This is a genomic window from Mycobacterium sp. TH-M103 (assembly GCF_057473785.1).
Genome location: NZ_JBYCLG010000289.1, coordinates 1 through 12,280, shown reverse-complemented (window position 1 = coordinate 12,280; position 12,280 = coordinate 1). Strand labels below are relative to the sequence as shown.

Sequence of the window (12,280 nt, the reverse complement as noted above, 5' to 3'; positions counted from 1 at the left end):
TCAACGGATTGTCGCCGGTGATCATCACCGTGCGGATGCCCATGCGGCGCATCTCGTCGAACCGGTCGCGCATGCCCTGCTTGACGACGTCCTTGAGTTGGATCACGCCGAGCACCGCCGCGGTGCCGTCGCGTCTCTCCCCGACGACCAGCGGTGTGCCGCCGCCGGCGGAGATGCCGTCGACGATGTCGCCGAGCTGGGTGGGGACCGTGCCGCCGTGCCCGCGAACCCATTCGGCGACCGAGTTGGCGGCGCCCTTGCGCAATTGGTGCCCGTCGAGGTCGACCCCCGACATCCGGGTCGTGGCGGAAAACGCCACCCAGCGGGCGTGCGAGAGCTCGCCGGGCGTGCGGGCGCGCAGGCCGAAGCGTTCCTTGGCGAACACGACGACCGAACGCCCCTCCGGGGTTTCGTCGGCGAGGCTGGACAACTGCGCGGCGTCGGCCAGCTGGTCGGGGGAGACGCCGTCGATCGGGAGGAACCCGGCCGCCTGCCGGTTGCCGAGGGTGATAGTCCCGGTCTTGTCGAGCAGCAGCGTGTTCACGTCGCCCGCGGCCTCGACGGCGCGCCCGGACATCGCGAGCACGTTGCGCTGCACCAGCCGGTCCATGCCGGCGATGCCGATCGCCGACAGCAGCGCGCCGATCGTCGTGGGAATCAGGCACACCAGCAACGACACCATCACGATCCCGGTGACGCCGTTTGCGCCCAACGCCTGCGTGTTCGGGACGCCGGGGTTGTTCGCCTTGGAGTAGATCGCCACCGGTTGCAGGGTCGCGACGGCGAAGACGAAGATGATCGTCAGGGCGGCCAGCAGGATGTTCAGCGCGATCTCGTTGGGCGTCTTCTGCCGATTGGCCCCCTCGACGAGCGCGATCATCCGATCGATGAAGCTCTGCCCGGGCTTTTGGGTGATCTTGACGACGATCCGGTCGCTGAGCACGGTGGTGCCGCCGGTGACCGCCGAACGGTCGCCGCCGGATTCCCGGATCACCGGCGCCGATTCGCCGGTGATCGCCGACTCGTCCACCGACGCAATGCCTTCCACCACGTCGCCGTCACCCGGGATCACCTGCCCGGCCTCGACGACGACGATGTCGCCCTGTTGCAGCTCCGGTGCCGGAACTTCTTCCTCCACGCCCGCCGTGCCCGGCTCCCAGTTCCCCAGCCGCCGGGCCATGGTCTGGGTCTTGGCCTTGCGCAGGGTTTCGGCCTGCGCCTTGCCGCGACCTTCGGCCACCGCCTCGGCGAGATTGGCGAACAGCACCGTCAGCCACAGCCACACCACGATCAGCCAGGCGAACCACGTCGGGTCGACGACCGCCAGCACCGTGCTCCAGACGGCGCCGATTTCCACGACGAACATCACGGGGTTGCGCCACAGCTTGCGCGGGTCGAGTTTGCGCATCGCCTGCGGCGCGGACCGCCACAGCATCGTCGGGTCGAGCACGCCGCCCCGTACCTGTTTGCGGCCCGAATGAGTCGCTTTCATCAGTGCATTCCTTCGGCAAGGGGCCCGAGCGCCAGCATGGGCAGGAACGTGAGGGCGACCAGGATGAGCGTGACGCCGGCGACCATCCCGACGAACTGTGGCCGGTGGGTGGGCAGCGTGCCGGCCGAATCCGGCGTGCTGCCCTGCTTGGCCAGGGAGCCGGCCAGGGCGAGCACCAGCACGATCGGTGCGAACCGGCCGAACACCATGGCCAGCCCCAGCGCGGTGTTGTACCAGTCGGTGTTGGCGCCGAGCCCGGCGAACGCCGACCCGTTGTTGTTGGCGGCGGAGGTGAACGCGTACAGCACCTCCGACAGGCCGTGCGGGCCGCCGTTGAGCATCGCCGCGCGTTCGCCCGCTAGCGCCATAGCCGTGGCGGTGCCGATCAGCACGATGAGCGGAGAAACCAGGAAATACGTTGCGGCAAGCTTGATTTCGCGGGGAGTGATCTTCTTGCCGAGGTATTCCGGGGTGCGCCCCACCATCAGCCCGGCGATGAAGACGGTGATCACCGCGAGGATCAGCATGCCGTACAGGCCGGATCCCACCCCGCCGGGGGCGACCTCGCCGAGCTGCATGTTGAACATCGTCATCATGCCGCCGAGGCTGGTGTAGGAGTCGTGGAAGGAGTCGACCGCGCCGCACGAGGTCAACGTGGTCGTCACGGCGAACACGGCGGAGTCGGCGACGCCGAAACGCTGTTCGACCCCCTCCATCGCCCCGGCGGCCGAACTCGGCACGGTGCCGTGGTGCTGCAGCTGCATCCACATCGTCACGCCGAAGCTGATCAGCGCCAGCGCCGCCATGACGCCGGCGATCGCGAAGCCCTGCCTGGCGCTGCCGACCATACGGCCGAACGTGCGGGGCAGGGAGAAGCCGATCACCGCGATCAGGAAGATCTCCACCCAGTTGGTCCAGGCGGTCGGGTTCTCGAACGGGTGCGCGGAGTTGGCGTTATAGAAGCCGCCGCCGTTGGTGCCGAGCTCCTTGATGGCCTCCTGGCTGGCGACCGGACCGCCGGTGATTGTCTGGTGGACGCCGCCCAGGGTGGTGACAACCTGGTCGTTGAGGTGGAAGTTCTGGATCGCTCCGCCGACGACCAGGACGATCGCGCCGACGGTCGCGATGGGCAACAGGATGCGCAGGGTGCCGCGGACCAGGTCGACCCAGAAGTTGCCCAGCTCAGCGGTGCGCTGGCGGGCGAATCCGCGCACCAGCGCGACCGCGACGGCCATTCCCACCGCAGCCGAGATGAAGTTCTGCACGGCCAGCCCGGCCATCTGCACCAGGTGGCCCTGCGTCGATTCGCCCGAGTAGGCCTGCCAGTTGGTGTTGGTGACGAAGCTGACCGCGGTGTTCCACGCCAACGCTGGCGTCATCGCGGTGGCCGGATCGTGCAGGTGCAACGGCAATTTGTCCTGCACGAGCTGGAACCCGAACAGGAAGAAGATGCCGACCGCCGAGAACGCCAGGACGCTTCGGGCGTAGGCGCCCCACGACTGCTCCGAGCGCGAATCGACACCGATCAGCCGGTAGATCACCTTCTCGACGTGGGAGTCCCGTTGCGCGGTGTACACGCGAAACATGTAGTCGCCCAGGGGCACATGCACCACCACCAGTGCCGCGACGAGGACGGCCAGAAAGACGATTCCCGCGGTCGTGGCCCCCACTAGAACCGCTCCGGGAACAGCAGGGCCGCAAAGAGGAAGAGCACCAGCAGGATCGACAGCACCAAGCCGACGACGTTTTCGTAGCTCAAAGCCGTTCGACCAACTTCTGCGTCAGGCCGAGCACGGCGAACACCACCACCGTCAGCGCGATGAATCCCAGCACGCCCATCCTGTCTCCGTTCCGCGTCAGTTCGTGCCGCATGTCGAGGCACATGTCAGCTTGCGCACATGTCAGCTTGAAGGTAGACGGTGCCGCTCCGGAAGGGCCATTGGTCGAAAGTTTTCTAACAGCTTCCTAACGCCGTCGGGATCGCCCCCCGCGGCTCAGAGTGCGAGCAGGCGGTTCTTTTCCTCGGCGTACTCCTCGTCGGTCAGCTTCCCCTCGTTGCGGAGCTTGGCGATCTCGCGGATCCTGGCCGCGACTCCGGTGACCACGGTCCGAGGTGTGTCGGGCGAGGGTTTGGCCGCCGTGTCGGCGGTCGGGCCCGTGCCGGCGTTCGCCCGCACCGCGGCCGGGGCCAGCACCCGGGTGCCCCCTGACGGCCTGCCGCCGTCCCGGCCGGCGCCGGTGCCCGCACCGCCGCCCATGCCCGCCCCGGCCATACCGCTCAGGGCCATCTCGCCGAACGCGTTTCCCGATCCGGCTTCCAGCGCCTCCCCGGCGGCGCCGAGGGTCGTTTCCGGCGGTGCCGGCAGGGTCAGCGCGGCGGATCGCACGGCCGGTGCGGCGACGGTCCACGTCGACGGCACGGATATCGCCCCGATTGTGTTGGCCTCGCCCAGTCCCGCCGTCACGCCGGATGCCGCCGCCGGGCCCGGGTTCGTGATGAGCGCCCTGAACGCGGAGGGGGGTCTTTCACCTGGGAGCGGCCAGGGTGCTACGCCTTGCCAGCCGCTGACGTCGTCGTCGGTGTGCAGACCGGTCACGGTGCCGATGGCGTTGAGGGGAAAGCTCACCGGACCCGTCAGGATGTCCGTCGGCCCGACGGCGAAGACGGTAGCCAGGTTGGCCGGCCCGCCGGGAAAAATCGTGGCGAGGTTGCCGATCAGGTCCAGCACGGTGGTAGCGCTCGGCGGGTCCGCGGCGGCGGCCCGGCCGAGCGCACCGCCGGGAGCGGTGTTGTGCCGGGGTGGGTCGAACGGTGGCAGCGTCGACGCGGACGCGGACGACCCCGCATAGCCGTACATCGCCGCGGCGTCCTGAGCCCACATCTCGGCGTATTGGGCCTCGGCGGTCGCGATCGCCGTGCTGTTCTGCCCCAGGAAGTTCGTCGCCACCAGCGTCACGAGCAAACTTCGGTTCGCCGCGATCACCGGCGGCGGTACGGTCGCGGCGAATGCAATCTCGTAGGCGGCAACCGCGGCCTGGGCCCGCGTCGCGGTGTCCTCGGCGCGCATCGCGGTGGTGTGCAACCACGTCGCGTAGGGCGCGGCCGCGGCCACCATCGCCGTCGAGGACGGGCCCCACCACGACGCGCTCAGGTCCGAGATCGCCGACTTGTACGACTCGGCCGCCACCCGGAGTTCGATGGCCAGCTCGTTCCAGGCGGCCGCGGCGGCCAGCATCGGACCGGCTCCCGGCCCGGTGTACATCCGACCGGAGTTGATCTCCGGTGGATAGGTCCCGAAATCCATCGATGTGTGTCTCTCGTCCCAGAAGTTGGTGTCCAGCCGAACCGAGGATGCGTCGCTCACCGCCCCAGCAGGCGGTTCTTCTGTTCCGAGTACTCCTCGTCGGTCAAGATTCCTTCGTCGCGGAGCTTGGCGAACTCGCGCAGCTCGGCCGCGACGCCGGTGACCACGGTGCGTGGCTTGTTCTGCGAGGCTCCGTCCCCGGCGACGGGCGCCGCGCCCTCGCTCGTACCCGTCGTGCCGACGCGCACCCGGCTGCCCGCCGTCGCCGTGCCACCTTTGCCGGGCCCGCCGGCCAGCGTGCCGGCGACGGCGCGTCCGGCCAGACCGGCCGCCGCCATCTCGCCGAGTGCGCTGCCCGACCCAACTTCGGCGGCCTCGGCCACGGCCGCGCCGACGGCGGTGGCCGGCAGCGCCGGCAGCGTCACCGCGATCGGCTGTACCGCCGGTGTAGCGATCGTCCACGTCGGCGGCACGGTCAGTGCCCCAACCGTATTGGCCTCGCCCAGACCCGCGGCCGGCTGCAGAACCGCCGACGACGCCGCCGCCGGCTCGATGGGGCCCGTGATTCTCGCCTTGAAGTCCGTAGGGGGTTGATCCCCCGACAGCGGCCAGGGCTGTTCGCCGGCCCAGCCGCTGACGATGTTGTCGGTGTGCAGACCGGTTCCGGCTCCGATGACGTCCAAAGGAAAGCCCACCACACTGAGCGCGTTGGCCGGCACGTCCAGGAAGAACGTGGTGAGGTCGGCCGGCACGTCGAGAAAAATCGCGATCAGGTCGCTGATCACGTTCAGCGCGGTCGTACCCGAGATGCCCTGTGCCGGCGCGCCCGCGGCCAGGCTCTGCAACGTGCTGGGCACCACCGAAAACGCTTGCGGCACGCTCGCTACGGCCCTCTGCGCGGTACCGGCCGAGGTGCCCGCCGCTTGCGTGGCGGCGGCCTGGCTGGCCGGCCCCCCGGGTTGGGTGGTCTGTGGGGGGGTGGCGAACGGCGTCAGTGTGGTCGCGGCCGCCGACGAGCCGGCGTAGTCGTACATCGCGGCGAGGTCTTGGGCCCACATCTCGGCGTACTGGGCCTCGAGGGCCGCGATCGCCGCCGCGTACTGCCCGACGGTGTTGCGTGCCGTCAGCGTCAGCAGCCGGCTTCGGTTGGCCGCGACCAACGCCGGGGGCACCGTCGCCGTATACGCCTGCTGGTAGGAGGCGGCGGCCGCCCTGGCCTGGGAGGCCGCCTCCTCGGCCTGCGCGGCGCTGCCGTTCAGCCATGCCACATAGGGGGCGGCCGCGGCTGCCATCGACGCCGACGCCGGACCCGACCACGGCCCAGAGGTCAGCCCGGAGATGACCGACCCGTACGATGCTGCGGCCAGGTGCAGGTCGGCGGCCAGTTTGTCCCAGGCCGCGGCAGCGGCCAGCAGGGATCCCGATCCCGGACCGGTGTACATACGCCCGGAGTTGACCTCCGGTGGCAACAGCGCAAAGTCCAGTGCGGCACACCTCCTTTAGCTGGCCACGACCGCTGAGCGACCCCGCGCCACGCGATCGGCACCCGTCGCCGGTGGTCCGTGAACCTCCCTGGCTTGAGAGTCAATCGCATAGTCTATGGCTCCGGGTGCGGCGAACCGCGCCGTTATCGCAGCTGACACGCTGAGCCGACACAGGGACCACCTCGGTCACCGGCGGCACTGCGCCTTTGCGGCACGCGCCGTCAAACCGATCGGCTGCAAACCTTCCCGCCGGCCGCCGGTAAACGAGGGGTTTTCCGGACCGCGACGAGCGCATTCAGCTGTTGGCCGTGCAATGCGCCGGGTAACACGTCCGAGGTAGCGATCGCCGGGCGCCGCAGCGGGTGGGCACGCCGAACATCTTCCCGGACACCATCTTCTACGTGTTCCTGCCGCCACTGGTGTACTACGCGGCGTTGTTCATCGCTCCGGACGATCTGCGGGCCAACGCCCGGTCGATCCGGGTGCTGGCGGTCGGGCTGGTGGTGGCCACCGCGGCTGCGGTCGCCGCCGTGATGGTGGGTATCGGTGGTGTCTCACTGGCGGCGGCGCTGGTGGCCGGAGTGGTGGTGGCACTCACGGACCCGGTGTCGGCCACCTCGGTGTTCAAGCGCCTGAAGGTGCCCGAGCGGCTTTCGACCACGGTCGAGGGGGAAGGGCTCACCAACGACGGGATGGGTCTGGTGCTCTATCAGGGCACCGTCGGGATCGCGGTGGCCGGCACGGTGCGGCCGGGCCACCTCGCGATGACCTTCCTCGCGGCTCCCGCGGGCGGTGCGATGCTCGGCCTGTTCGTCGCGTGGCTGCTGGTGAAGGTGACCCTGCCATGGCTGCTGCGCCTGTTCGAACTCCGGGCCGACGATTTCCACACCGAGGAGAACGAGGCGCGGCTGCGGGGCAGTTCGGGCCGCGTTGGATTGGCTCGACGACAACGCGACACTGCTGCGCAGCCTGGAACGCGGCGTCGACCTCGAGGTGGCAGGGCTGCGCCGGTCGTAGGTGCTGCCGCGTACCGTTAAACGGATCAAGGCAATTGCCGCGCTTCTCTCCCGCAATTTTTCCAATCATATTGTTTTGGAAGCGATTTGCCGGCACTCCGCACGCGTCGACGTTGCGCTTTGGCGTTCGTCCGTAACTCGGTAGCCGCGCCCGGTGCCGAAACGCGGAGCGGTCGAAATTTCCCGTGTTTGCGGGTATTTGGCAACCGCGGGTCCGCCGCAGCACGACACAACCACCCTCGCCGGCCGGCTCGTCTTTCGTGAGGAGAAGCCCATGTCCTCGTCACCACGCAGCCCGAGGCGTTGGTCGTCGGCGCGGCGAGGCTCTGCAGCGTCTGCGGAACCGAGGCCGTGGCCGCGCGGGTGTCGGTTGCCTGGGCGGCCGCGGCACCCTGGGCGGCCGTGCCGGCCGGGTCGGTGGTCCGGGGAGGTGCCCGGAACGGGGTGACCCGCGCCGCGGTCGCGGGCTGGCCGGCGTGGTGCCGCCGCGCGCGGATCAGCCGGAGGTGTGCGCCGCCCCCGGGGCGGAATCCCGGTCGGGTGGGTCGATCATCGGGAGGCGTACCCGAAACACCGTTCGGCCGTCGGCGGATTCGGCGGTGACAGAGCCCTGGTGTGCCTTGACGATCGAACTGACGATGGCCAGCCCGAGCCCCAGCCCGAGGCCCGACCCGCTCGACCTGGACGTGTCCGCGCGGGCAAACCGCTCGAACAACCGGGGCAGCAGCTCCGGGTCGATCCCCGGCCCGTCGTCGGCGACGCTCAGTTCGGCGTAGGGCGTGCCGGGGCCGCCTGCGGGGACGTCGTGGCAGCTGATCCCGGTTGTCACGGTGACACCGGGCGGCGTGTGCACCCGGGCATTGCGGAGCAGGTTGCTGACCAGCTGGTGCAGGCGGGCGGGGTCAGCGCGGACCCACACGGGGCTGTCGGGCAGCTTGGTGACCCAGTGGTGGGTCGGTGCCGCGACCGCCGCGTCGTTCACCGCGTCGGTCGCCAGCCCGGCCAGGTCGACGTCTTCGGGGTGCAGGTCCACGCCTTCGCCCAGCCGCGACAACAGCAGCAGCTCCTCGACGAGGACCGCCATGCGCTGCGCTTCCGACTCGATGCGGGCCAGCGCGTATTCGGTGGTCGGCGGCAGATCCGAGCTGTCCTGGCGGGTCAGCTCGGCGTAGCCCTGAATCGCCGCGAGTGGGGTGCGCAGCTCGTGGCTGGCGTCGGTGATGAACTGGCGCATCCGTAGGTCGGATTCGGCGCGATACGCCAGCGCACTGTCGACGTTGTCCAGCAACCGGTTGAGCGTGTTGCCGACGATGCCGACCTCGTTGTCGGGGTCGGTGTCCTCCGGTGACACCCGGACGCTGATGCGCTGGTCGCCGTCCGTCAGCGACATCGCGGCGACCTCGGCCGCCGTGGCGGTCAGCCGGCGCAGTGGGCGAAGCGTGTAGCCGACCACCCAGACGGTGAGCGCCGCGGTCACCGCGAGGGCGGCGGCGACCAGCGCCGCGGTGGTGACCTGTTTGCGGCTGATGATCTTGTCGGCGCGCTGCAGCGACAGCCCGACGAGAAGCCGGTCGGGTCCGTCGAGGTGGCTGGCCACCCGGTAGGTGCCCAGGCTGCCGAGGTGTTCCGTCCGGGGCCGCCCGTCGGCCTGCGACCGCGCTTCCAGGGCGCGCACCACGTCGGGTGGTGCCGGCCGCGCCTCGGCCTCGGAGAAGACCGCCGAGCCGATGACGGTGCCGTCGCGCAGCACGGCGATGAGGTTTCCCGGCGTCTGGTCGGTGAACTCCAGCATCGCCTGCCCCAGCGGCGGGGTGCCGGCATGCTCCCCGGTGTGTTCGCCGCCGAGGTACCTGTTGTAGGAGTTGCTCAATGCCTCCAGGGATTCGGCGACGTCTTCGTCGTTCATCGCGGTGACGTAGCCGCGCAGGCTGACCACCGAGACGACACCGACGGCCACCAGCACCACGCTGACCACGGCCAGCACGCCCAGTAGCAACTGGCGGCGCAGCGACCGGGGGAGCCACCGGGGCGTGTTGCGCTGCCGGGTCATTCCGGCGGCCGCAGCATGTATCCAACGCCGCGGATGGTGTGGATCATCGGCTCCCTGCCGGAGTCGATCTTTTTCCTGAGGTAGGAGATGTACAAGTCGACGATGCTGGTGCGGCCGGCGAAGTCGTAATTCCAGACCCGGTCGAGGATCTCGGTGCGGCTGAGCACCCGGCGCGGATTGCGCATGAGGAATCTGAGCAACTCGAACTCGGTCGTGGACAGCGACACCGCAGCGCCGTCACGGGTGACCTCGCGGCTGGCGGTGTCGACCCGCAGATCGCCGACCTCGAGGGTCTCCGCGGTCGGTGCGGGTTGCCGGCTGGAACGCCGCAGCAGTCCGCGCAGCCGGGCGACCAGCTCCTCCAGGCTGAACGGCTTGGTCATGTAGTCGTCGGCGCCCGCTGTCAGACCGGTGACCCGGTCCATCACCGAGTCGCGCGCGGTCAAAAACAGCGTCGGGGTGTAGGCGTCCGACTCGCGGACGCGCTCCAGGATCCGCAGACCGTCGACGTCGGGCAGCATGATGTCGAGCACCAGCACGTCGGGATTGATCGCGTCGAACTTTGCGATGGCGTCGCGCCCGTTGTGGGCGACTTCGACGACCCAGCCCTCGTAGTGCAGCGCCATCTTCACCAGGTTGGTCAGCGCGGGCTCGTCGTCGACCAGCAAAACCCGAATGGGTGATCCGTCCGCGCGGTAGATCCGGGGCAGCTGGCCGAGGACGGCCTGGCGCGGACGCTGGCCGCCTGCGTGTTGCGACATTGCAGTCATGCTCTCCCATTCTCGCAAGCCACACACGCGGTTGTCACGAAGTTCATAGAGTTCTCAAATATGACGTGTTGCGCGCGTCACGTCCGATGCCGTTCAAATATGAGTTTTGTATGTGCTGCATCAGCCAGCTTGAGATGATCGCCGCACCCAAAAATACTGGTGTTCATGATGGTTGGATCGTACGGCGTGAGCCTGACCGAGGTTAGGCTTCGCAAATCATTTTCACAAGAACGTCTTTCATCGCTATGAGACGCCGGTGCTGCCGTGGGAGTGGTCGAGCTTCGCTACGCGGGAGCGAATCCGGGATCCATGAGTTCGCGGCGTGCGTCAACGCGACGTTACACTTCGTTACGGAATTCCCTTCGAAATGACGGTCTTTCACGGCAAGCCTCGTCTACTTTCCGGCGCGGACACGGCCGGCACCAGCTGCAACCGCGCGCTGTCCCGGGCTCGGACGAGAAGGCCGGTGCGATGCCCGGTGCGCCCGGCGCACCGGACCGCGCGTGCAACAGTGCGCGCGGCCGCGATCAGCAAACGGAATCAGATTGAGGAAAGCTCATGGATTTTGGCGCATTGCCGCCGGAAGTCAACTCCGCTCGCATGTATGCCGGACCGGGACCGGCTTCGATGCTGGCCGCGTCGGCGGGGTGGGAGTCCCTGGCCGCCGAGCTGCAGAGCGCGGCAAGCGGCTACCGGTCGGTGATCTCGACCCTGACGGAAGAATGGGTTGGCCCCACGTCGATGGCGATGGCGGCCGCGGTCACGCCTTACGTGTCATGGATGACGGTGACCGCTGAGCAATGCGGTCAGGCGGCCACCCAGGCCACGGCCGCCGCGGCCGCGTACGAAACGGCGTTTGCGATGACGGTCCCGCCGCCGCTGATCGCGGCCAACCGGGCTCAGCTGATGGCGCTGATCGCGACCAACCTGTTTGGGCAGAACACGCCCGCGATCATGGCGACCGAGGCCGAGTACAGCGAGATGTGGGCGCAGGACGCCACCGCGATGTACAACTACGCTGCCAGTTCGGCGTCCGCATCGAGCTTCGGGACGTTCACGGCACCGCCGCGGACCACCAACCCCGGCGGGGTGGGCATTCAGACGGGTGCGGTGGCCCAGGCGACCGGCGGCAATGCCCGGACGGCGTCGACGCACCTGATGTCCTCGGTGCCCCAGACCCTGCAGAGCCTCGCCAACCCCGGAGCGGCGTCCGGCGTCTCCGGGATGGCGATGGGCGACGGGGTGTCGATGGCATCAGCCGCGTATTCGCCGTTGAGCTCGCTCACATCGCTGGTCAACGGGCCCGGCAAGGGCGCCGCGAAGGCCGTTTCGAGCGCCACGTCGGGGACGTCTGCCGCTTCCGCGCTGAGTGGGCTGGCGGGCGTCTTCGCATCGCCGGAGGGTGTGGTGCTCGGCACCAGCTTCGGCGTGTTCGGCGACGTGGGCGGCTCGATCTCGGATGTCGGTGGCATCGGCTTCGATCTCTACGGCCTGGGCCTCGATTATCAGGGGCTGGCGCTGGACGTGCAGGGCGCGGGTTCGATCATCGGAGCCGACGGGGGTGCGGGACTCCCGGGCTTAGGCACCCTCGGGCTCGGCGGCCTGGGTGAGAGCGCGTCGGCCAGCGTGGGCCAGGCGGCCTCGCTCGGCACCCTGTCGGTGCCGCCCACCTGGGCGGACACTGTGTCGTCGGTCACGCCGTTGCCCACAGCGCCGGGCGCCAACGGCATGCCCGGTGGGTGGGGAGCGGCGCCGGCGTCGGCGACCACCCCGGGTGTGTCCAAGCTGCCGCTGGGTGGGATGGTCGGACGCGAGGCCGACGGCGCGGTGCAACGCGTCGGGTTCCGTCCCTCGCTGATCCCGCGCTCACCGGTGGCCGGCTGACTTAGCAAGACAGGGGCCCGCACACCGGAGGTGTGCGGGCCCCTTCGTGGAGGTGTGTCGTCAGGCCCAGCTGGACCCGACGGCGCTGTCGGTGCTGGCCATGTTGGAACCGGCGCTCTGCACCTTCTGGCCGTGGGAGTTGGCCTGCTCGTAGATCACCTGGAAGTTGCGACCCAACTGGGTGATGAACTCCTGGCAGGCCACCGAACCCGAACCGCCCCAGAAGTCACCGGCGGCCAGCACATCACGAACGATGGCCTGGTGCTCGGCCTCCAACGA

General features: G+C 69.2%; 11 protein-coding genes. 2 read left to right on the top strand and 9 right to left on the bottom strand.

The window, feature by feature from the left end; genetic code table 11:
- From kdpB to AC2VOR_RS16415, 6 genes are all read right to left on the bottom strand, one after another.
- The coding region (gene kdpB, locus AC2VOR_RS16440; protein WP_486964126.1) for a potassium-transporting ATPase subunit KdpB at positions 1-1,492 on the bottom strand (1,492 nt) is incomplete at its 3' end.
- The gene (kdpA, locus tag AC2VOR_RS16435; RefSeq protein ID WP_369737287.1) at positions 1,492-3,162 is read right to left on the bottom strand and encodes a potassium-transporting ATPase subunit KdpA; all 1,671 of its coding nucleotides are present in this window, start codon (positions 3,160-3,162) and stop codon (positions 1,492-1,494) included. The genes kdpB and kdpA, both read right to left, overlap by 1 nt.
- Positions 3,162-3,251: a K(+)-transporting ATPase subunit F gene (gene kdpF, locus AC2VOR_RS16430; protein ID WP_369737288.1), complete on the bottom strand. Its 90-nt coding sequence runs from the start codon at positions 3,249-3,251 to the stop codon at positions 3,162-3,164. Before kdpF ends, kdpA begins: the two co-directional genes overlap by 1 nt.
- Entirely contained in the window at positions 3,248-3,364 is a 117-nt protein-coding gene (locus AC2VOR_RS16425) for a potassium ABC transporter ATPase (RefSeq protein WP_369737289.1), read from the bottom strand. Before AC2VOR_RS16425 ends, kdpF begins: the two co-directional genes overlap by 4 nt.
- A gap of 122 nt (positions 3,365-3,486) precedes the next feature.
- Complete coding sequence (locus tag AC2VOR_RS16420) at positions 3,487-4,797, bottom strand: PPE family protein, SVP subgroup (RefSeq protein WP_420492653.1); 1,311 nt, start codon at positions 4,795-4,797, stop codon at positions 3,487-3,489.
- Between the two features lie 56 nt (positions 4,798-4,853).
- Positions 4,854-6,281 (bottom strand): PPE family protein, SVP subgroup, encoded by a 1,428-nt coding sequence (locus AC2VOR_RS16415; RefSeq protein ID WP_369741465.1) that lies wholly within the window; start codon positions 6,279-6,281, stop codon positions 4,854-4,856.
- Positions 6,282-6,643: 362 nt separating this feature from the next.
- On the opposite strand from AC2VOR_RS16415, the gene AC2VOR_RS16410 reads away from it, so the two are divergent.
- Positions 6,644-7,318 (top strand): cation:proton antiporter domain-containing protein, encoded by a 675-nt coding sequence (locus AC2VOR_RS16410; protein WP_369737292.1) that lies wholly within the window; start codon positions 6,644-6,646, stop codon positions 7,316-7,318.
- Positions 7,319-7,793: 475 nt separating this feature from the next.
- Here the strand turns inward: AC2VOR_RS16410 and AC2VOR_RS16405 are convergent, their stop codons facing one another.
- Together AC2VOR_RS16405 and AC2VOR_RS16400 are read right to left on the bottom strand one after the other, a co-directional pair.
- Positions 7,794-9,347: a sensor histidine kinase gene (locus AC2VOR_RS16405; protein ID WP_369737293.1), complete on the bottom strand. Its 1,554-nt coding sequence runs from the start codon at positions 9,345-9,347 to the stop codon at positions 7,794-7,796.
- A complete protein-coding gene (locus AC2VOR_RS16400) occupies positions 9,344-10,117 on the bottom strand; it encodes a response regulator transcription factor (RefSeq protein ID WP_369737294.1) in 774 nt (257 codons plus the stop codon). Before AC2VOR_RS16400 ends, AC2VOR_RS16405 begins: the two co-directional genes overlap by 4 nt.
- A gap of 558 nt (positions 10,118-10,675) precedes the next feature.
- Here AC2VOR_RS16400 and AC2VOR_RS16395 point away from each other — a divergent pair.
- The gene (locus AC2VOR_RS16395) at positions 10,676-12,001 is read left to right on the top strand and encodes a PPE family protein, SVP subgroup (protein ID WP_369737295.1); all 1,326 of its coding nucleotides are present in this window, start codon (positions 10,676-10,678) and stop codon (positions 11,999-12,001) included.
- A 60-nt stretch (positions 12,002-12,061) separates the two neighbouring features.
- Here AC2VOR_RS16395 and AC2VOR_RS16390 read toward each other — a convergent pair.
- Positions 12,062-12,280, bottom strand: a 219-nt coding sequence (locus tag AC2VOR_RS16390) for a WXG100 family type VII secretion target (protein WP_486964125.1), incomplete at its 5' end; no start/stop codon positions are given.